This is a genomic window from Comamonas sp. (assembly GCF_009360615.1).
Taxonomy (GTDB): domain Bacteria; phylum Pseudomonadota; class Gammaproteobacteria; order Burkholderiales; family Burkholderiaceae_C; genus Comamonas.
This window is the reverse complement of record NZ_SPEY01000006.1, coordinates 28,847-49,911: the sequence shown is the minus strand read 5'-3', so window position 1 is coordinate 49,911 and position 21,065 is coordinate 28,847. Positions and strand designations below refer to the sequence as shown.

Below are 21,065 nucleotides of genomic sequence, written 5' to 3'. Positions count from 1 at the left end.
AGGACGGGGATAATCCCAGCCCTTATGTCTTTGAAGATCCACTTCCCCGAGTCGCTCCCCGTATCCAGCCGTCGCCAGGAAATCATGGAGGCCATGGATCGCCATCAGGTCATCATCGTCTGTGGCGAGACCGGCTCGGGCAAGACCACGCAGCTGCCCAAGATCGCACTGGCGCTGGGCCGGGGCAGGCTCAATGCCGTCCCCGATGCCAACGGCCAGGTGCGTGGCCATCTGATCGGCCACACCCAGCCGCGCCGCATTGCGGCCAGCTCGGTGGCCAAGCGCATTGCCGAGGAGCTGAACACGCCACTGGGCGAAGTGGTGGGCTACAAGGTGCGTTTTCAGGACACGTTGCAGAAGAACGCCTCCGTCAAGCTGATGACCGACGGCATCCTGCTGGCCGAGACTCAGACCGATCCGCTGCTCAAGGCCTATGACACGCTGATCATCGACGAGGCGCACGAGCGCAGCCTGAACATCGACTTTCTGCTGGGCTACCTCAAGCAGATCCTGCCCAGGCGCCCCGATCTGAAGGTGGTGGTGACGTCGGCGACCATCGATGCCGACCGCTTTGCCAAGCACTTCGAATCGAAGAACGGTCCTGCGCCCGTGATCATGGTCTCGGGTCGTACCTATCCGGTGGAGATGCGCTATCGCCCGTTCGAGGGTGAAAAGGACAAGGATCTGAACGACGCCATTGCCGATGGCGTCGATGAGCTCTGGGCCGGCGGCAAGGGCGGCGATATCCTGATCTTCCTGCCCGGCGAGCGCGAGATTCGCGAAGCCGCCGACCATCTGCGCAAGCATTTGCAGCACTCGCCCACGCTGCGCAGCGCCGAGGTGCTGCCGCTGTTCTCGCGCCTGTCGCAGGCCGAGCAGGACCGTATCTTTGACGGCCATACAGGACGGCGCATCGTGCTGGCCACCAATGTGGCCGAAACCTCGCTCACGGTTCCGGGCATTCGCTATGTGATCGACGCCGGTACGGCACGCGTGAAGCGCTATTCCTTCCGCAGCAAGGTGGAGCAGCTGCTGGTCGAGCCGATCTCGCAGGCCGCGGCCAACCAGCGCGCGGGCCGTTGCGGCCGTGTGGCCAACGGCATCTGCATTCGCCTGTATGACGAAGAGAGCTTTGTCAGCCGCGACCGCTTCACCGACCCCGAAATCCTGCGCTCCTCCCTGGCCGGCGTGATCCTGCGCATGAAGTCGCTGGGCCTGGGCGATGTGGTGCACTTCCCCTTCCTCGAGGCCCCTTCGGGTCGCGCCATCGCCGACGGCTATCAGCTGCTGGCCGAGCTGGGGGCGGTGGACGATCACGGCCATCTGCTGCCCATGGGCAAGGAGCTGTCGCGCCTGCCGCTGGACCCGCGCGTGGGCCGCATGATTCTGGAAGCGCGCGAGCGCCGCGCCCTGGCCGAGGTGCTGATCATCGCCTCGGCTCTGAGCGTGCAGGATGTGCGCGACCGGCCCCTGGAGGCGCAGCAGCAGGCCGACCAGGCCCATGCCAAGTTCGACGACGAGAAAAGCGAATTCAGTGGCTATCTGCGTCTGTGGAAGTGGCTGTCGGATGCGCGCGGCGGCAAGGTCGTTGCCAAGAGCCGCAAGGAAATGGCGGCCCAGCACGCGCCTGCGGCCAGGCCCAATGCACGCAACCAGGCCTTCCTGCCTGTCAGCCAGCGTGCCAGCGGCGCGCAGGTCGAAGGCACGGTGGAAGAGCGACTGGCGCTGTTCAACCCCGCCGAGCAGGCCGACGAGGCCACGCACAAGATCAGCAACCGCCAGTGGGAGCAGTTGCTGCGCCAGAACTTCATCAATATCCGCCGCGTGCGCGAATGGCGTGACATCCACTCTCAGCTGCTTACCGTGGTCAAGGAGCAGAAATGGCTGCTCAACAACGAGGCGGCGGGCTACGAGGCCGTGCACCTGTCGATGCTGTCGGGCCTGCTCGGCAATATTGGCTACAAAGCCGAGGAAAGCGAGAGCTATCTGGGCGCGCACGGCATCAAGTTCCACCCGCATCCCGGCGCTCACCTGAGCAAGAAGCCCGGTCGCTGGATCGTGGCGGCCGAGCAGGTCGAGACCTCGCGCCTCTACGGCCGTGGCATTGCGGCCATAGAGCCGCAGTGGCTGGAGGAGGTGGGCGGCCACCTGCTCAAGAAGCAGCTGCTGGATCCGCACTGGAGCAAGAAACAGGCCGATGTGGTGGCGCTGGAGCGCGCCACGCTCTATGGCCTGGTGGTCTACAACGGCCGCCGCGTCAGCTATGGCCGCGTCGATCCGCACGAGGCACGCAATCTTTTCATCCGTCAGGCGCTGGTGGAGGGCGAGTGGGAAACCCAATGGCATTTCCTGCCCGCCAACCTCAAGCTCATGCGCAAGGTCGAGGAGCTGGAGCACAAGAGCCGTCGCCAGGATGTACTGGTCGACGACGAGCTGATCTTTGCCTTCTACGATCAGCATTTGCCCAGGGATGTGTACAGCGGCGCGACCTTCGATAAGTGGTTCCGTGCCGAGAGCCGTAACCAGCCAGAGCTGCTGCGCCTGTCCAGGGACGAGCTGATGCGGCATGAGGCCGCAGGCATCACCACGGACAAATTCCCCAAGACCGTGAAGCTGGGCGGTGCCGATTGCAGCGCCAGCTATCTGCACAGCCCTGGCGACGCGCGCGACGGCATCACGGTCACCGTGCCGCTGTTCGTGCTCAACCAGGTGTCGGAGGAGCGTGCCGAGTGGCTGGTGCCGGGCATGCTCAAGGACAAGATCCAGGCGCTGCTGAAAAGCCTGCCTCAGCGCCCGCGCAGCCGTTTCGTGCCGCTGCCCGAGAGCGCGGCGCGGCTGGCCGAGCTGTTCACGCAGAGCGAGCGCTGGGCCCAGGGCGGACTGATCGATGCCTTGCTCAAGCAGGTGCGCGACGAGACTTCTCTGGATGTGAAGCGCGGCGACTTCAAGCTGGACATGCTGAGCCCGCATCTGTTCATGAACTTCCGCATCACGGACGAGCATGGCCGCCAGCTGGGCCAGGGCCGCAATCTGGGTGCGCTCAAGGCCGAGTGGGGTGCCAAGGCTCGCGGTGCTTTTCAGGCGCTTGCTTCATTAAAGGTAGCTGCAGGGGCGGGTGAGCCGGCCAGTTCAGAGAAGAAGGCACCTGAAAGTGAGAAGGGCAAGGCGCAAGACGCCTCCAGAAAAGACATGGCTGCTGCGGACAGGCCGGCCCAGTCCCATGATGCGCGCTACAAGGACTGGAGCTTTGGCGAGTTGCCCGAACTCATGGAGATCAAGAAGGGCGGCACCACGCTGATCGGCTTTCCGGCCCTGATCGACCATGGCGACGCCGTCGGCATCGAGGTCTTCGACGAACCGGAGGCCGCCGCCGCAAAGCACCGTGTGGGCCTGCGCCGCCTGTTCGCGCTGCAGATTCGCGATGCACTCAAGTATCTGGAAAAGAACATTCCCGATCTGCAGAAGATGGCCGTGGCTTATATGCCGCTGGGCACGCAGGAGGAGCTGCGCGGCCAGATCATCGACGTGGCCATAGACCGCGCCTTCCTGCAGGAGCCGCTGCCGAGTAACGAGGTCGACTTCAGGCAGCGCGTGCAGGACGGCCGCGGCCGCCTGACGCTGATTGCCAACGAGGTGGCTCGCATGTCGGCCGTCATCCTTGCCGAGTATGCGGCCGCCGCGCGCAAGATCAAGGACACCAAGAACGCGCCAGAGGCCACCAAGGACGCGAGCGAGCAGCTGCAAAAGCTGATGCCCAAAAACTTCATCGCCGTGGCCCCCTGGGCGCAGCTCGGTCATTACGCGCGCTACCTCAAGGCCATCACCTCGCGCCTGGACAAGTACCGGGCCGACCCGGCGCGCGATGCCGCCAAGCTCAAGGAGCTGCTGCCGCTGGAGCAGCGCTACTGGCGGCTGGTGGCCGAGCGCAAGGGGCAGATCGATGCCCGCATGCAGGAGTACCGCTGGATGCTGGAGGAGCTGCGCGTGAGCTTTTTTGCCCAGGAGCTGCGCACGCCGTATCCGGTCAGCGCCAAGCGGCTGGACAAGGTCTGGGCGCAGCTGCAGCAGTGATGCAGGCTTGATGCGCTGTGCGCAGCGCCGAGCCTGGCGCCTGGTGAGCGCGGCACTGCCTGTCTAGGCGGGCCGGCTTTCGCCCTGCAGCAGCGGGTTGCGCGAAAACAGCTCCACCACCCAGTCCACAAAGGCGCGCACCTTGGCGCTGAGGTGGGAGTTGGGCGGATAGACCACGTAGATCGGCAGCAGAGGGTGCTTCCAGTCTTCGAGCACGCGTTGCAGCTGGCCGTTTTCCAGGTACTTGTGAATCTGGAAGCGGCTGAGCTGCCCTATGCCCTGGCCCGCAAGGATGGCGCTGATGTAGGCGTTGCCTTCGTTGATGCCCAGATGGGCGGGACTGGCGATCTCTATCACTTCGCCGCCCTTGTGGAACTCCAGCGGATAGCGCCGCGCCGAGACCGGGGAGAAATAGATCACGTTGCGATGGCCGGACTCCAGGTCGCGAGGATGCCGGGGCACGCCGTGCCGCTGCAGATATTCAGGGGCGGCAACCGTGATGAATTCCAGATTGCCGATGCGGCGGGCCACCAGCGACTGGTCGGCCAGCTCGCCGCCGCGGATCACGCAGTCCACGTTGTCGCTGATCAGGTCCACCGTACGGTCGCTCACGCCCAGATCGATGTGTATCTCGGGGTAGCGGGACTGGAACTCGCTCAGATGGGGAATGATGAGCAGACGCGCCACCGTGGTTCCCACGTCCACCCGCAGGCGACCGCGCGGCGTGGTGCGGGCCTGACTGACGCTGGCCTCGAGATCGTCGAAGTCGGCGAGCAGGCGCACGGCGCGGTCGTAGTAGGCCGCACCGTCGGCGGTCACGGTGACGCGGCGCGTGGTTCGGTTGAGCAGCTTCACGCGCAGTCGCTCTTCCAGCGCCTGCACGTTCTTGGTCACACTGGCTTTTGGCATTTGCAGCGAATCGGCTGCACGCGTGAAAGTGCCTGCTTCCACGACCCGCGCGAAAATACGCATGGCCTGTATCTGATCCATGGGATCTCCTTGTCCTCGCGAAAACCCGGACTCGCCGAGGATGCGGGATTCTCACACACAGGCCAGCCCCTCATTGTTCGAGAATTGGAAACAGTGTGGCCGCGTTTGCGGGGTTTATACCGGCAATTGCGGTTGCTACATTTCTGTTCCATCACCCGGTTCTGTCCGGAAAATCCATGTCAAACACCTCCGCCACCGCATCGCAGCCGATTCCTCGTACCGACACCACCATTTCCGTGGGCGACGGTGTGCAGGCCCATGTGCGCCTGTATGGCGGCAAGCGGCGCGGTGAAGTCGTCCCCCTGGTGCTGCATTTCCATGGCGGGGCCTTTGTGGCTGGCGATCTGGACAACGGTTGCACCGTCGGCAGCGCGCTGGCGACTGCCGGTGCCTGTGTGGTGTCGCTGGCCTACCCGCTGGCCCCCGAGAATCCGTTTCCGCGTCCGCTGGAGCTGGGCTACGAGGTGCTGCTGTGGGCCTACAGGCAGCGCACCAAGCTGGCAGGAAAGGGGGCTCCGCTCTATCTGGCCGGCGAGGAGGCCGGTGCCAATCTGGCGGCCGGCGTGTGCATGATGGCGCGAGACCAGCAGCAGCCTCCGTTGGCAGGCCAGATCCTGATCTCGCCCATGCTGGACCCCTGCGCAGCCACTCCGTCGCAGCGCGCTGCCCAGGGTGAATCCGTCGAGTGCAAATGGGCTTCGGGCTGGTGCCAGTACCTGAGCAGTCCACACGATGCGGAGCACCCGTATGCGGTGCCTGCGCGGGCCCGCCGTCTGGCAGGGCTTCCGCCCACGCTGATCCTGGCGGGGCAGGAGGATCCCATGCGCGACGAGGCGCAGAACTACGCCGAACGCCTGCAGGCTGCCGGATTGACGGTCTTCCTGCATCTGTTTCCCGAAGTCGGGCAGTGGCCGCAGGCGCTGATGGAGCCGCCACCCGAGATTTGTCCCTGCGAAGGGCAACTGCGCACGTTTTTCGAGACCACGCGATGTCGGCTCTGACCTGACAACGCTGCGCTGAGGCTGCCAAGCTGGAACCGTCCACCGGGGCGGGCCGGACGCCTCTGCGCCTTTTTCACGCTTCTTCCCTTCGATTCCTGGCCAAGGCGCCGGAAGGGATGAGGCTTGCCTGCCGCCTGATGGGCTGCTGCCGCTTTCAACCCTTGAACCAAAGACATTGTCATGAACGAGCACTTCAAACTCTCCCACCGCCGCGGATGGGCCGCGGTCGGCGTTGCCGCCGCCGTGATCGCAACCACCGCCGCCATGCTGGGTCTGCAGTCATCGCATGCCGAAGCGCCGGCTGCGCAAGCAGCCCCGGCAGGCGTGCCGGTCTCGGCTGCCCAGGTCCTGCAGCAGGACGTGACCCTGTGGAATGAGTTCTCCGGTCGCCTCGAAGCCGTGCAGCGTGTGGACGTTCAGCCGCGCGTTTCGGGCGCGGTTCAGTCCGTGCATTTCAAGGAGGGCGCGCTGGTCAAGGCCGGTGACCTGCTGTTCACCGTAGACCCGGCTCCCTACGCGGCAGAAGTCGACCGCGCCGAGGCCCAGGTGGTTGCCGCCAAGGCCCGCATGGCCTACACCCAGAGCGAGTCCGAGCGCGCCACGCGCCTGTGGGACGAACGGGCGATCGCGCAAAAGGAATATGACGAGCGGGTGAATGCCCGGCGCGAGGCCGAGGCCAATCTGCGCGCCGCCCAGGCTGCGCTGCAGACCGCCAGGCTGAACCTGGGCTACACCCAGGTCAGGGCTCCGGTGAGCGGGCGCGTTGGCCGCATCGAGGTCACCGTGGGCAATCTCGTGAGTTCGGGGGCCGGAGCGCCGGTGCTGACCACCCTGGTTTCAGTGGACCCCATGTACGCCAGTTTTGACGCGGACGAGCAGGTCGTGGCTCAGGCGCTGCAAGGCCTGAGCCAGGGACGAGGCACGCGCGCGGTGATCGAGAGCATTCCCGTGCAGATGGGCGTGGGCACCAGCGGCGGTACGCCCTATGCCGGACATCTGCAGCTCATCGACAACCAGGTCGATGCCAAGAGCGGCACGGTGCGCGTGCGCGCGGTGTTCGGCAATGTGGACGGCACGCTGATGGCCGGCCAGTTCGCGCGCATCCGCATGGGTCAGCCCCAGACCACCCAGGCCGTGCTCATCAACGAGCGCGCCGTCGGCACGGACCAGAGCAAGAAATTCGTGCTGGTGATTGGCGAAGGCAACAAGGCAGAGTACCGGGAGGTGCAGCTGGGCGCGCCGGTGGATGGCCTGCGCATGGTCACTTCAGGTCTCAAGGCGGGCGAGCGCATCGTCGTCAACGGCCTGCAGCGCGTGCGCCCCGGCGTGGTGGTCGCGCCTCAGGACGTGCCCATGGATGCCAAGGCCGAGCTGGCCGAGGGCCGCAGTGCTGCCAAGCAACCCACGGTCTGAGAACCCTTCATTTCCCGACACCATGAACCTGTCCCGATTTTTCATCGACCGCCCGATCTTCGCGGGTGTGCTGTCGGTGCTCATTTTTCTCGCAGGCCTGATCGCCATGCGAACGCTGCCGATCTCGGAATATCCCGAGGTCGCTCCGCCCTCGGTGGTGGTGCGTGCCCAGTACCCGGGTGCCAATCCCAAGGTGATTGCCGAAACCGTGGCTACCCCGCTGGAGGAATCCATCAACGGCGTGGAAGGCATGCTCTACATGGGCAGCCAGGCCACGACGGACGGCGTGATGACTCTGACCGTGACCTTCGCGCTGGGCACCGATCCCGACAAGGCTCAGCAGCTGGTGCAGAACCGCGTCTCCCAGGCCGAGCCGCGCCTGCCCGAGGAAGTGCGCCGCCTGGGCATCACCACGGTCAAGAGCGCGCCCGACCTGACCATGGTCGTGCACATGGTCTCGCCCAACGGACGCTATGACATCGACTACCTGCGCAACTATGCCGTGCTCAATGTGAAGGATCGCCTCGCCCGCATCCAGGGCGTGGGTCAGGTGCAGATCTTCGGTGGTGGCGACTATTCCATGCGTGCCTGGCTGGACCCGCAGAAGGTGGCGCAGCGCGGTCTCTCGGCCGCCGATGTGGTGGCAGCCATCCGAGGCCAGAACGTGCAGGCTGCGGCCGGTGTGGTCGGTGCCTCGCCCGGCCTGCCCGGAGTGGACATGCAGCTGTCCATCAATGCCCAGGGTCGTCTCCAGACCGAGGAGGAGTTCGGCGACATCATCGTCAAGACCGGTGCCGACGGCGCCGTGACGCGCCTGCGCGACGTGGCGAGGCTGGAGCTGGGCGCGGCCGACTATTCGCTGCGCTCGCTGCTCAACAACGACCCCGCCGTGGGCATGGGCGTGTTCCAGGCCCCGGGCTCGAATGCCCTGGAGATCTCGGCCAATGTGCGCTCGACCATGGCCGAGCTGCAAAAGCATATGCCTGAAGGCGTGGAGTTCCGCATTGCCTACGATCCCACGCAGTTCGTGCGGGCCTCCATCAAGTCCGTGATCCAGACCCTGCTGGAGGCCGTGGCCCTGGTGGTGGTGGTGGTGATCCTGTTCCTGCAGACCTGGCGCGCTTCCATCATTCCCCTGCTGGCCGTCCCGGTCTCGGTGGTGGGCACCTTCGCCGTGCTGCACCTGCTGGGCTTTTCCATCAATGCGCTGAGCCTGTTCGGCCTGGTGCTGGCCATCGGCATCGTGGTGGACGACGCCATCGTGGTGGTGGAGAACGTGGAGCGCAACATCGAGGCCGGGCTGTCGCCGCGCCAGGCCACCTACCGCGCCATGCAGGAGGTGAGCGGGCCCATCATCGCCATCGCCCTGGTGCTGGTGGCCGTGTTTGTGCCGCTGGCCTTCATCAGCGGCCTGACGGGCCAGTTCTATCGCCAGTTCGCGGTGACCATCGCCATCTCGACGGTGATCTCGGCCATCAACTCGCTGACCCTGTCGCCTGCGCTTTCCGCGCTGCTGCTGCGCGGCCACGACGCTCCCAAGGACGCACTGACGCGTGGTATGGAGCGGGTGCTGGGCGGGTTCTTTCGCCGCTTCAACACCTTGTTTCGTCGCGGCTCCGATGCCTATAGCGGCGGCGTGCAACGCGTCATCGGCCGCAAGGCGCTGATGCTGGTGATCTACGCCGTGCTGGTGGGTGCGACCTGGGGTCTGTTCAAGCTGGTGCCCGGCGGTTTCGTGCCGGCCCAGGACAAGCAGTACCTGGTCGGCTTTGCCCAGCTGCCCGATGGCGCCACGCTGGACCGTACGGAGGACGTGATCCGCCGCATGGGCGAGATCGTCAAGAACAATCCCAACGTGGAAGACGCCATCGCCTTCCCCGGGCTGTCCATCAACGGCTTCACCAACAGCTCCAATTCGGGCATCGTCTTTGTCACCCTCAAGCCCTTTGCCGAGCGCACGCATGCCGACCAGAGCGGCGGTGCCGTGGCGGGCCAGCTCAACCAGGCCTTTGGCAGCATCCAGGAAGCCTTTATCGCGATGTTCCCGCCGCCGCCCGTGGCCGGCCTCGGAACGACCGGCGGCTTCAAGCTGCAGATCGAAGACCGCGCCTCGCTGGGCTATGACGCCATGGATGCGGCCGTGAAGGCCTTCATGGCCAAGGCCTACCAGACGCCCGAGCTGGCCGGCCTGTTCACCAGCTGGCAGGTCAACGTGCCTCAGCTCTATGCCGCCATCGACCGCACCAAGGCGCGCCAGCTCGGCGTGCCCGTGACGGACATCTTCGAGACGCTGCAGATCTACCTGGGCAGCCTGTATGCGAACGACTTCAATCAGTTCGGCCGCACCTACAGCGTGCGCGTCCAGGCCGATGCCGCCTACCGGGCGCGTGCCGAAGACGTGGGCCTGCTCAAGGTGCGTTCCACCACGGGCGAGATGGTGCCGCTGTCGGCGCTGATGAAGCTCGAACCCAGCTTCGGGCCCGAACGCGCCATGCGCTACAACGGCTTTCTGGCCGCCGACGTGAATGGCGGGCCCGCTCCCGGCTTTTCCTCGGGCCAGGCCCAGGCCGCCGTCGAGCGCATCGCCGCCGAAACCCTGCCGCCCGGAATCGGCTTCGAGTGGACCGAGCTGACCTACCAGGAGATCCTGGCTGGCAATTCCGCCGTGCTGGTGTTCCCCATCGCCATTCTGCTGGTCTTCCTGGTGCTGGCGGCGCAGTACGAAAGTCTGACCCTGCCGATAGCCATCATCCTGATCGTGCCCATGGGCCTTCTGGCTGCCATGACGGGCGTGTGGCTGAGCGGCGGCGACAACAATGTGTTCACGCAGATCGGGCTCATCGTCCTTGTGGGCTTGTCGGCCAAGAACGCCATCCTGATCGTGGAGTTCGCCCGCGAGCTGGAATTTGCCGGCCGCACGCCCGTGCACGCCGCCATCGAGGCCAGTCGCCTGCGTCTGCGCCCCATCCTCATGACCTCGCTGGCCTTTGTGATGGGCGTGCTGCCGCTGGTGCTGTCCACGGGCGCGGGCGCCGAGATGCGCAGCGCCATGGGCGTGGCGGTGTTCGCCGGCATGATCGGCGTGACGGCTTTCGGCCTGTTCCTCACGCCGGTGTTCTATGTGGTGTTGCGCCGACTGGCCGGCAACCGCCCGCTGCAGCAGCATGGCAGCCATGTGGCGCCCATCAGCGAGCCGGGTCATGGCGCTTCGGCCCAGCCCATGCATGCTGCGCCGCGCGGCCATGACGAATGAGCCCCGATCAACCATGGACTCCGATATGAACACGATACAAGTCATTCGATCCCTGATGCCGTCCCTGAGCGCACTGACGGCGGCCCTGGTGCTGGCGGGTTGCGCCAGCGCACCACCCAAGGTGGCGCAGCACGCCGGCGTTGCCGTTCCCGCCAGTTTCAGCGCCCCGGCCACTGCCGCAGGCTGGACGCAGGCCGCCCCGGCGGAGGCCCAGCCGCGCGGTGCCTGGTGGCGGGTGTTTGCCGACGCGGAACTCAGCGCTCTGGTGGAGCGGGCGGGTGATGCCAACACCGATGTGCAGGCCGCTGCGGCGCGTCTGGCCGAAGCCCGTGCGCTGCTGCGCTCGGCCGATGCGCAGCGCCAGCCGCAGATCGCGGCCGCAGGCGGTGCGGCGCGCCAGGCCGGTGCGAACGCCGCGAGCGGCATGCAGCCTGCAACCCTGGTCACCGCCGGCTTGAACTTCTCCTACGAGGCGGACCTGTTCGGCCGCCTGTCGCGCGCCAGCGAAGCGGCGCGCGAGGATGCCAATGCACGTCAGGCCTTGCTGCAGAGCACCCGCCTGATGGTGCAGGCCGATGTGGCGCAGACCTATCTGCAGCTGCGTTCGCTGCAGACCGAGCGCCAACTGGTCGAGCAGAGCCTGGCGGCCCATCGCGAGACTCTGACGCTGATCGACAAGCGCTACCGGGCCGGCGATGCGGCCGAGCTGGACGTGGCGCGCATGCAGACCGAGGTTTCGGCCACCGAGGCCGAGACGCTGGCGCTGGAGCGCCAGCAGGCGGCGCTCACGCATGCGCTGGCCGTACTGGTCGGGGATGTGGCCAGCGGCTTTGCGCTGGCTGCGCAGGCGCAGTCAGCGACGCTGCCCATGATTCCGGCGGGCGTGCCCGCGACGGTGCTGGCGCGCCGCCCCGATGTGTCGGCGGCCCAGGCGTCGGTGCTGGCCGCCCAGGCGCGCCTGGGTGTGGCACAGGCCGCATGGTTTCCGGCCATCACCCTGACGGGCAACGGCGGCTATGCTTCGCCGGAGCTGGGAGATTTGTTCAAGTGGTCGGCTCGCTCCTGGGGCATAGGCGCCTTGCTGTCTCTGCCCATCTTCGATGGCGGCCAGCGCGCCGCGCAGGAAGAGGGTGCCCGCGCGCGTCTGGAGGCCGCCGTGGCTGCCCAGCGCGGCCAGGTGCTCGCGGCCTTTCGGGATGTGGAAGATCAGCTCAGCGCATTGCGCCTGCTCTCGGACCAGGCCCGTGTGCTGGGGCAGGCCGTGCAGTCTTCCGAGCGGGCCACCCACCTCTCGGATGTGCGCTATCGCAACGGTCTGGTGAGTCAGCTGGAGCTGCTGGATGCCCGCCGCAACGAGCTGCGCAACCGGCGACAGGCCCTGCAGGTGCGAACCGCGCAGTACACGGTCACGGTGGCACTGATTCGTGCGCTGGGTGGGGGCTGGGATGGCGGCGAGCCCGTGCCGAGCCGCAGCTGAGGCCGGGCACTCGGTGCGGCCACATCACTCGGATCCGGGCCTGTCCTGATCCGAGCCCGGGCGCGGCTTGCTCGTGGCCCGCGTCTGCCGATGGCAGGCCTCGGCATGTCATGCCTTTCGGCACCGGATCACCAGGTTCGCCATCGATGGCGGAGTCTTCAGGCGGCACGAAACCGGTGGCTCTGGACCTGTGAAGCACACGCAGCGATGGGGCCGCACAGCGCATTCTTCAGTGCGCGCACTGCGCTATCTACCGTGGTGAGTACGGGCAGCCCCGAGGCTTGCTCGCAGACGGTTCGTGCTCTTGCCATGCTGAACTGCGCCAGCGCGATGCGGGCACATCCCTGGTCTCGCAAGCGACGGGCCTGGGCTGCAATCAGCGTATCGTGGCGGGCCAGGTCTCCCGCATTCATGGCCTGCAAAGCGCCTTCGGCCAGCGTCGTGACGAGGTCTGCATCCGGGCCGAACTCGGGCGGCATCGACTTCAGCGTGGGGGCAAAAGTCGCGATGAGTCCGATCTTTCCGGGCTGTTGCAGCGCTTCAGCCACCATGGCCTCGTTGGGCCGCAGCACGGGGATGCCGGCATGCCGCGCCGCGACCGCACCGATGCAGGGGCCGAATGCCGAGCAGGTGAAGAGAATAGCCTGGGCACCCGTGCCCACGGCATAGTCGGCCAGGACCTCGAAGCGCCTGTGCATGGCTGCGTCCAGCCCGTGGCCGCTTCTTGCCAGGTCTGCCGACAGGCTGTCGTCCAGCAGGTTCATGCGCACGGCTTGTGGCCAGTCGCGCTCGAATGCGTCGTTGATGGGCCCGACCGAGTGGCTCAGGGCGTGAATGAGGGCAATCCGTGTCATGTGCGGGGGGCCTGGATGTTGAGGGTGGTCAGATGCCCTTGGAGGAAGGATTCTCGAAGCCTTCCCGGGTCTCTGCGTTGAGCGGGTAGTTGATGTTGGTGCCTTTCGGAGGAATAGGCGACATGAACCACTTCTTGTAGAGCGTCTCCATTTCGCCTGATTTCATCATCCCGACCACCACGCGGTCTACCAGCGCCTTGAACTGCGGGTCGTCCTTGCGCAGCATCAGCGACTGATTCTCGGTGCGCAGGCTTTCGCCCGTGATGATGAATTCCTTCGGGTTCTGGGTGTTCGCGATCAGGCCCGCCAGCAGGATGTCGTCGAGAACGAAGGCGGCTGCACGCCCCGAATTCAGCAGCAGGAAGGAGTCGAGATGGTCTTTCCCGGACAGTTGTGTGACCTCCAGCACCTTGCCGCGGTTGGCTTCACGCAGGAGCCGGAACGACGTCGTTCCTGCGGTGGTGACAACCGCCTTGCCCTGAAGGTCTGCAATGCTCCTGATACCCGAGCTGGCCTTGACGGCCATGCGCACGTTGTAGCGGAAGATGTCCGGCGAAAATGCGACGTCCTTCTGACGTTCCACCAGGTTGGTGGTGGAGCCGCACTCGATGTCGACCGTACCGTTCGTCACAAGCGGGATCCGGTTCTGCGAGGTCACGACCTGGTACCTGATATCGATCTTGGGTTGTTTCAACTCGGCCTTGATGGCTTCCACGATCTTCATGCAGATGTCGATGCTGTAGCCGACGGGAGTTGCGGTATCGGAGATGTAGGAGAATCCGAACGAGGCCTCGCGGTGCCCCAAGGTGATGGCTCCGCTCTCCCTGATCTTTTTCAGGGTCGGAGACTCCTGTGCGAGCACATCCAGAGCGGGAACAAGGGCTGTGGCCAGCATGGCGGCAGTCGCGACGTTTCGAAGATGGAAGCGCATGGTATTCCTGATTCAGAGAGTGGAGAGGGAGGTCTTCAGGCCGCGATCGCGGCATGTCCGGTGATGGCATCCACGGACTCCGCCAGCAGGCGGGCAATGGTCCCGAGCTCATCGCGGCTCGCGATATAGGGCGGTGCAAGCAGCACATGGTCGCCGTTGACACCATCGACGGTGCCGCCGAACGGATAGCACAGCAGGCCCCTTGTCATGGCGTCTTTCTTGAGCATGGCATGGACCCTGAACGCTGGGTCGAACGGCTGTTTCCCGGCCTTGTCTGCCACCAGTTCAACGCCCCAGAAGAAGCCACGACCGCGTACGTCCCCGACGTGAGGGTGGTCGGCGAAGGTCTCGCGCAGCAGCGCGCCGAAGAATTCGCCGTCTTTGCGCACCTTGGCGAGCAGGCCGTCGCGGTGGATGACGCGCTGGACGGCAAGTGCTGCAGCACAGGCGACGGGATGCCCGAGGTAGGTGTGCCCGTGCTGGAAGAAGCCGCTGCCGCGGGACATGGCGTCGACGATGTGTTTTTTCGCAAGAACTGCGCCGATGGCCTGATAGCCGCCTCCAAGCCCCTTGGCGACGGTCATCAGGTCCGGGCTGATGCCTTCCTGCTCGCAGGCATGCAGCGTCCCGGTTCGTCCCATGCCGCACATCACTTCATCGAGGATGAGCAACACGCCATGGCGGTCGCAGACTTCGCGCACGGCCTTGAAGTAACCTGGTACCGGAGTCAGCACCCCTGCAGTTGCTCCTCCCACCGTCTCCGCCACGAAGGCGATGACACGCCCCGGACCTTGGGCGAGGATGGCCATGTCCAGCTCCTGCGCCAGCCGCTGTCCATATTGCTCGGGGGTTTCCTCGGTATGCTGCTCGCGGTAAGGGTAGCAGGGCGCCACATGCGTGGCAGGCACCAGGATGGGGGCGAAAGGGGCGCGGCGCCACTCGTTGCCCCCGACGGCCAGGGCGCCCAGGGTGTTGCCGTGGTAGCTCTGTCGCCGGGCAATGAAATGGGTGCGTTCAGGCTGTCCGATTTCCACAAAGTACTGTCGTGCCATCTTCAAGGCGGATTCCACCGCCTCGGAACCACCGCTGACCAGATAGACATGGCTCATGCCCTCTGGCGCTGTCCGGATCAGTTCGTCTGCGAGTTCCTCTGCAGCCCGAGAGCTGAAGAAGCTGGTGTGTGCATATGCGAGTTCGTCGATCTGGGCATGCATTGCCGCAATCACGTCAGGATGCCCGTGCCCCAGTGAGGACACGGCTGCCCCCCCGGAGGCATCCAGATAGCTGCGCCCGCCGGCGTCCTGTATTCGCATCCCGCTAGCCGATACGGCAACGGGTGGAGCGGTTCGCAGATGGCGGTGAAAAACATGTGTCATGGGGAAGATTCCGAAAACTGATACGGGTGCCTGGCGGTTTCGCCTTGGGTTGGAACTAATGTTCTGTAAAAAGTATTGTGTGGAACAAATGTTTCGTCAAGAGGTGTTTTGTCGGGTTGTATGCTTTGGGAACATTTGTTCCATCAGCGTTCGAGCCAACCGCCTGGCGAGGACCGCTTTCGATCGAGTCCTCAACCATGACAGTCAAAGACGAGCTGCGAGCCCGCTTCAACTCACTGAGCCCCGCTCTTCAGCAGATTGCAAAATACGTGCTGGACCACCCCAACGAAGTGGTCACCAGTTCGATGCGCACCGTGGGTATCAGCGCGGACGCGCGTCCGGCAACACTGGTGCGATTTGCGCAGCAGCTGGGATTTGCCGGCTGGCCCGAACTCAAGCAGGCGATGGCACAGGAAATGGGCCTGGGCCGCGAAGCGTACGGCGAGAGGGCCCGCTCCTTGCTGGAGCGCGCCGCTGACCAGGGCCTGGCGGGTGAGATATTTCAGGTTCACAAGGCGAACCTCGAGTTCACCGAGAGACACAGCAGGCGTGCGTTGCAGGACGCGGCCGCCTTGCTGGAGACTGCGGCCAACGTTCATGCGGCGGGATTCCGCGCCTGCTTTCCCATCGCATTTTCCTTTGTCTATGTCTATCGGCTCTTCAGGAACTCCGTGCATCTCATCGACGGCCAGGGCGGCTCTCTAGAGATGCAGACGCGGTCCATGACAGAAGGGGATGCACTCCTGGTCGTCAGCTTCGCGCCTTATTCCAGGGAGGTGCTGCAGGTGGTGGAAGCCGGAAAGCGTGCCGGCTGCAAGGTGATCGCCGTCACCGACAGCGATGCCTCGCCGCTGTCGCTTCAGGCAGATGCGACACTTCTTTTCTCGACGCAGAGTCCTTCATTCTTCCCGTCGATCACTTCCGGCATGGCATTGACGGAGTCGTTGCTGGAACTGCTGGTCAGCCGTGCGGGCCAGCCCGTCATTGACCGCATCGAGAGCGCGGAGGCACACCTTTTCGAGTCAGGTGCCTATGTGGATGCATCCAGGAGAGGCCGCTAGCGCTGTCGCGCAGGTGGGCTGCCCGGTTCTGCGTGACGCGGCAAGGCCCTTTGCCTGCCATGACGCAGCGGCGGCCGCAGGGGTGTCCCGGAGAAGCAGGGAGCGGCAGCGGGCCGGCGGCGAGCTGCAACTGACGCGATGCCTGCACGGGTGGCTGTGATTGAGCTGATGGAGATCAAGGCAGGACTTTCGGTTCTGGCGGCGCAGGCGCCAGTGGTGCTAGATTGATTGGCGGTCCATGTGGATCGTCAATGGATGCTTCATGAACATCACTTTTCACGGTGCCGCGCAGTCTGTCACGGGCTCCTGCTTTCTGGTCCAGGCCCATGGCTGCCGGTTTCTGATCGATTGCGGCATGGCCCAGGGGGGGCGTGAGGCCGACCAGCACAATCAGAAAGCTTTTGCGTTCGACCCTGCGAGTCTGGATTTCGTCGTTCTGACCCATGCGCATATCGACCACAGCGGTCTGCTTCCCAAGCTCGTGGCCCGGGGCTTCAAGGGGGCAATCTATGCCACGCTGGCCACCAAGGACCTGCTCGAGGTTTTGCTCAAGGACAGTGCCCATATCCAGATGGTGGACGCCGAGCGTGCGGCGCGGCGTCAGCGTGAGGGCAAGGGGCGCGAGCGCGAGCTGACTGCGCCGCTGTATTCGCTGGCCCATGTGGCGAGCACGCTGGAGCAGGTTCATGCCATTGCCTACGGGCAGCGCTTCGAGGCACATCCTGCGGTGACCGTGTGTTTTCAGGATGCCGGGCATATTCTGGGCTCGGCCATAGCGGAGCTCTGGCTGGCAGACGGCCTGGGCGGTACGCTAAAGCTGGTGGCCAGCGGCGATCTGGGCCAGCCAGGGCGCGTGATTCTGCGCGATCCCACTCCGATCCCGGACGCCGACCTGCTGCTCATCGAGTCCACCTATGGTGACCGGATGCACAAGAGTACCGGCGATACCCTGGAGGAGTTGGTCGATGTGGTCTCGCGCACGGTCGGTCATGGCAATGTGGTGATCCCGGCGTTTGCCGTGGGACGCACGCAGGAGCTGCTCTATCATTTTCTGCAGCTAATCCAGATGAAGCGCCTGCCGCCGGTCGAGATTTTTGTGGATTCGCCGATGGCCGTTGCAGCCACCGATATCACGCTGCGGCACTTCAGTGTCTTCGACGAGGAGGCCAGGCAGCTGCTGGGCAGCGTGCGCAGACTCAAGGAGTCGCCGCACATCCATTTCATCAGCGATGTGGAAGACTCCATCAAGCTCAACCGCATCAAGAGCGGCGCGGTCATCATCTCGGCCAGCGGCATGTGCGACGCAGGGCGGGTGCTGCATCATCTGAAGAACAATCTCTCCAGGCCCGAGTGTGCAGTGGTGATCTGCGGCTTTCAGGCCGACGGCTCGCTGGGTCGCAGGCTCGTCGATGGCGCCAGGCATGTCCGCCTGCTGGGCGAAGAAGTCGAGGTTCGTGCCGGTATCCATACCCTGGGCGGCTTTTCGGCCCATGCAGACCAGAAGGCCCTGCTGGAGTGGGCGGCCTCGTTCAGCCGCCCACCCCAGCAGACCTTTGTCGTGCATGGCGAGCCCCATGCCGCCCAAGCCTTGGCCACGCTGCTGCACGAACGCCTGCATTTCCCGGTACAGGTTCCGAAGCCGGCCCAGGTTTTCGAGTTCCCGAGCGTGCCGGAAGTCCCGGGGATGCCGAATCCGACTGGCGCGCGGCCTGTCGCATGATGTTCTGGCGGCGAAGCCTGATGCCGGTCGAGACCGGATTCGTGCAGCGGCTTTTCGGCACTGCGCTCGATGAGCTGCTGCCCGGCATGCGCTTGCATATGCGGCGCCTGGGTGATCGCCGGCGTGCGCTGTCCCTGGGGGGCGGGCGCGTCTATCTGCCGCGCAGCTTTTTTGAACAGCAGGATCCGCATCAGCCGCTGCGGCTTGCCGATCCTGGGGTGGCCGGCGTTTTCGCCCATGAGCTGCTGCATCAGTGGCAGCGGCTGCAGGGCAGGGCAGTGACTCGGGAGGCCCTGGGCCTGCATCTGCGTGCGGCATGTCTGCGGCGCAATCCCTACGACTATCAGGTCTGTGCGGATCCGCAGCAGATGCTGCAGCGCTTTGTGGAGGCAGGCGTGGAGCAGCAGGGACAGATCTGGCAGGACCATGTGCAGGCCCTGGTGCAGGGCCGGCCGCTGGCCTGCATGGCGCTGATCGCGAAGCATGTGCGACAGGCCTGATCTGGCCGAAGCTGGCCGTGCCTGCGCAGGCTAGGTTGCCGGGTTCAGGGCGGCCGTCAGGTCGTGTGCGTCCACATCGCGCGCCGCGCCAAAGCCGGCGACATGCCTGCCGCCTTGCAGCGTGATGCACACAAAACGAAAATCGCCCAGCGCCGTCATGGGCTCCACTTCGGGAAAGCGTGCCAGATAGCTGGCACGCGCACCTTGCCACAGGGCGCTGTCGCGTGGAGGTGTGGATGCCACCCCCTGGATGCTGATGCGCTCCAGCGCATGCACGGCTTGCCCGGCCGGCTCGGGCCTGCTGATCAGCAGGCTGACGGCAGGATGCTGTTCCATGGCCCGTGTGTGATGGGCCAAAGCGCTGACATGCAGCACAAGGCAGCTGAATTCGCCATCCCAGGCCCATGGCACCAGGGACAGCCCCGGGGCCGGCAGATACCCGGGCACTGACGAGTCGGCCTGTGGCTGAACGGCCAGGGCGGCGGTGCGCTGGCTGGCGAGTAGCTGGCGCAGCGACTGCTGCAGACGGGATTCATGAGGCATTTGCGCATGGTAAGCCAGGGTGTGATGCCGGCTCAGGGCGAGCTGCACTGGCCGTCACCTGAGTGACCGGCTCCTGGGGGCATCCCGGATGCCGGTCCGGGTCGGCCGGCCTAGTCTTGCGAACTGATTAGTCCAGCCGGACGATTTAACCGACTTTCTGATTGCCTGACTCATGCCCGCGCATCACCATTTTTGGCCCAATCGGCTGCCACATTCCATCACCGTTCCAGCAACCAGCGTCTGGGAGAATCTGGCCGTCAATGCCAGACGCTATCCGGACAAGGCCGCGCTGGTGTTTCTGGGCCGCACCACGACCTACAGGCAGCTGTGCGAAGGGACCGAGCGCATGGCCGCCTATCTGCATGGCCTGGGCGTGCAGAAAGGCGATCGCGTCGTCGTGCTGATGCAAAACAGCTCGCAGCTGGTGCTGGCGCATTACGCCATCTTTCGCGCCAATGCGGTAGTGGTGCCGGTCAATCCCATGAATACGGCGGAGGAGCTCAAGCACTACATCACCGACTCGGGCGCGAAGGTGGCCATCACCACGGCCGATCTGGCACCGGAGCTGGCCAAGGCCAGCAATGCCCTGGAGCCTTCCGATGCACTGCAGCACCTGCTGGTCACCCGGTTTACCGATGGCTTTGATGCCGATGTGCAGGGGCCGGATGCACCGCCCGAAGCCTGGCGCAACTGGCTGCTGGGCGAACGCGAAGCCGCAAGACTGGTCCATGGCCAGGTGCATGCCTGGACGCAGGCTCTGGACTGCCGCAACCCGGCGCCGACACACACGGCGGGCCGCGACGATCTGGCGGTGCTGCCCTACACCAGCGGCACCACCGGCCAGCCCAAGGGGTGCATGCACCTGCATCGCAGCATCAATCACAACGCCATCTCCGGTGCGATCTGGGGTTCTGGCACCAGCGAAAGCGTGGTGCTCGGTGTCGTGCCCATGTTTCACATCACCGGCATGGTGTCCGTGCTGCACAGCGCCATCTACATGGGGGCGACGCTGATCATCATGCCGCGCTGGGAGCGTGAACTGGCGGGGCGCCTGATCTCGCACTACCAGGTCACGAGCTGGACCAATATCCCGACCATGGTCATAGACCTGCTGGCCAGTCCCAACTTTGCGTCTTTCGATCTGTCCAGCCTCAAGTACATCGGGGGCGGCGGCGCGGCCATGCCCCAGGCCGTGGCCCAGCGGTTGCTGGAACAATATGGGCTGCGCTTTTGCGAAGGTTATGGCCTGACCGAAACTGCAGCACCCACGCATAGCAATCCGCCTGACCATCCCAAGCAGCAATGCCTGGGCATCCCCTTCATGAGCACCGATGCGCGCGTGATCAACCCCGATACGCTGCAGGAGGTGGCCCAGGGCGAACAGGGCGAAATCGTGGTCAACGGCCCCGAGGTCTTCGAAGGCTACTGGCAGCGCCCCGAAGCAACCGAGCAGAGCTTTATGGAGCTGGATGGCAAACGCTTTTTCCGCACCGGGGATCTGGGGCGCGTGGATGAGGAGGGCTATTTCTTCATCACCGACCGGCTCAAGCGCATGATCAACGCCAGCGGCTTCAAGGTGTGGCCGGCCGAGGTGGAGTCGCTGATGTTCCGTCACCCCGGCATTCAGGAGGCCTGCGTGATCTCCGCCAAGGATGCCTATCGCGGGGAAACCGTCAAGGCCGTAGTCGTGCTGCGTGCCGGCCATGAGGCTACGACGGCAGAGCAGATCATCCAGTGGTGCCATGACAATATGGCGGTCTACAAGGCACCGCGTCTGGTGCAGTTCGTGACGGCTTTGCCCAAGAGCGGCAGCGGCAAGGTGATGTGGCGAATGCTGCAGGAGCAGGAAGCTGCAGTTTGAATACCTGAGAAGGG

At 65.0% G+C, this 21,065-nt stretch carries 14 protein-coding genes; 9 read left to right on the top strand and 5 right to left on the bottom strand.

Annotation, left to right across the window (positions count from 1 at the left end; all coding sequences use genetic code 11):
* Positions 1–24 precede the first annotated feature (24 nt).
* The gene (gene hrpA, locus E2583_RS01310; RefSeq protein WP_291592457.1) at positions 25–4,071 is read left to right on the top strand and encodes an ATP-dependent RNA helicase HrpA; all 4,047 of its coding nucleotides are present in this window, start codon (positions 25–27) and stop codon (positions 4,069–4,071) included.
* A gap of 63 nt (positions 4,072–4,134) precedes the next feature.
* Here hrpA and E2583_RS01305 read toward each other — a convergent pair whose 3' ends face one another.
* Entirely contained in the window at positions 4,135–5,061 is a 927-nt protein-coding gene (locus E2583_RS01305) for a LysR family transcriptional regulator (protein ID WP_291592455.1), read from the bottom strand.
* A 176-nt stretch (positions 5,062–5,237) separates the two neighbouring features.
* Here E2583_RS01305 and E2583_RS01300 point away from each other — a divergent pair, with 176 nt between their 5' ends.
* The 4 genes from E2583_RS01300 (at position 5,238) to E2583_RS01285 (ending at position 12,205) form a co-directional block, all read left to right on the top strand.
* The gene (locus tag E2583_RS01300; protein ID WP_291592453.1) at positions 5,238–6,062 is read left to right on the top strand and encodes an alpha/beta hydrolase; all 825 of its coding nucleotides are present in this window, start codon (positions 5,238–5,240) and stop codon (positions 6,060–6,062) included.
* Positions 6,063–6,242: 180 nt separating this feature from the next.
* On the top strand, positions 6,243–7,475 hold the full coding sequence (locus E2583_RS01295) for an efflux RND transporter periplasmic adaptor subunit (RefSeq protein ID WP_291592451.1): 1,233 nt from the start codon (positions 6,243–6,245) through the stop codon (positions 7,473–7,475).
* A 22-nt stretch (positions 7,476–7,497) separates the two neighbouring features.
* Positions 7,498–10,728 carry an efflux RND transporter permease subunit gene (locus tag E2583_RS01290; protein WP_291592450.1) on the top strand — a complete coding sequence of 1,077 codons (3,231 nt, stop codon included), beginning with the start codon at positions 7,498–7,500 and terminating at the stop codon, positions 10,726–10,728.
* Between the two features lie 13 nt (positions 10,729–10,741).
* Complete coding sequence (locus E2583_RS01285) at positions 10,742–12,205, top strand: efflux transporter outer membrane subunit (RefSeq protein WP_291592449.1); 1,464 nt, start codon at positions 10,742–10,744, stop codon at positions 12,203–12,205.
* Between the two features lie 158 nt (positions 12,206–12,363).
* Here E2583_RS01285 and E2583_RS01280 read toward each other — a convergent pair whose 3' ends face one another.
* From E2583_RS01280 to E2583_RS01270, 3 genes are all read right to left on the bottom strand, one after another.
* Positions 12,364–13,059: an aspartate/glutamate racemase family protein gene (locus tag E2583_RS01280; RefSeq protein WP_291592448.1), complete on the bottom strand. Its 696-nt coding sequence runs from the start codon at positions 13,057–13,059 to the stop codon at positions 12,364–12,366.
* A gap of 28 nt (positions 13,060–13,087) precedes the next feature.
* Positions 13,088–13,954: an amino acid ABC transporter substrate-binding protein gene (locus tag E2583_RS01275; RefSeq protein ID WP_291592610.1), complete on the bottom strand. Its 867-nt coding sequence runs from the start codon at positions 13,952–13,954 to the stop codon at positions 13,088–13,090.
* A gap of 71 nt (positions 13,955–14,025) precedes the next feature.
* Positions 14,026–15,366: an aspartate aminotransferase family protein gene (locus E2583_RS01270; RefSeq protein WP_291592446.1), complete on the bottom strand. Its 1,341-nt coding sequence runs from the start codon at positions 15,364–15,366 to the stop codon at positions 14,026–14,028.
* A gap of 197 nt (positions 15,367–15,563) precedes the next feature.
* Here E2583_RS01270 and E2583_RS01265 point away from each other — a divergent pair, with 197 nt between their 5' ends.
* From E2583_RS01265 to E2583_RS01255, 3 genes are all read left to right on the top strand, one after another.
* Positions 15,564–16,427, top strand: coding sequence for a MurR/RpiR family transcriptional regulator (locus E2583_RS01265; protein WP_291592444.1), 864 nt, complete (start codon positions 15,564–15,566; stop codon positions 16,425–16,427).
* Between the two features lie 262 nt (positions 16,428–16,689).
* Entirely contained in the window at positions 16,690–18,147 is a 1,458-nt protein-coding gene (locus tag E2583_RS01260) for an MBL fold metallo-hydrolase (protein WP_291592442.1), read from the top strand.
* Positions 18,148–18,167: 20 nt separating this feature from the next.
* Complete coding sequence (locus E2583_RS01255) at positions 18,168–18,647, top strand: hypothetical protein (RefSeq protein ID WP_291592440.1); 480 nt, start codon at positions 18,168–18,170, stop codon at positions 18,645–18,647.
* Between the two features lie 30 nt (positions 18,648–18,677).
* On the opposite strand, the gene E2583_RS01250 is transcribed toward E2583_RS01255, so the two are convergent.
* Positions 18,678–19,190: a pyridoxamine 5'-phosphate oxidase gene (locus tag E2583_RS01250; protein WP_291592439.1), complete on the bottom strand. Its 513-nt coding sequence runs from the start codon at positions 19,188–19,190 to the stop codon at positions 18,678–18,680.
* Between the two features lie 172 nt (positions 19,191–19,362).
* On the opposite strand from E2583_RS01250, the gene E2583_RS01245 reads away from it, so the two are divergent.
* Positions 19,363–21,051, top strand: a complete 1,689-nt coding sequence (locus E2583_RS01245) for a long-chain fatty acid--CoA ligase (protein WP_291592437.1) — start codon at positions 19,363–19,365, stop codon at positions 21,049–21,051.
* The last annotated feature ends 14 nt before the right edge of the window (positions 21,052–21,065 follow it).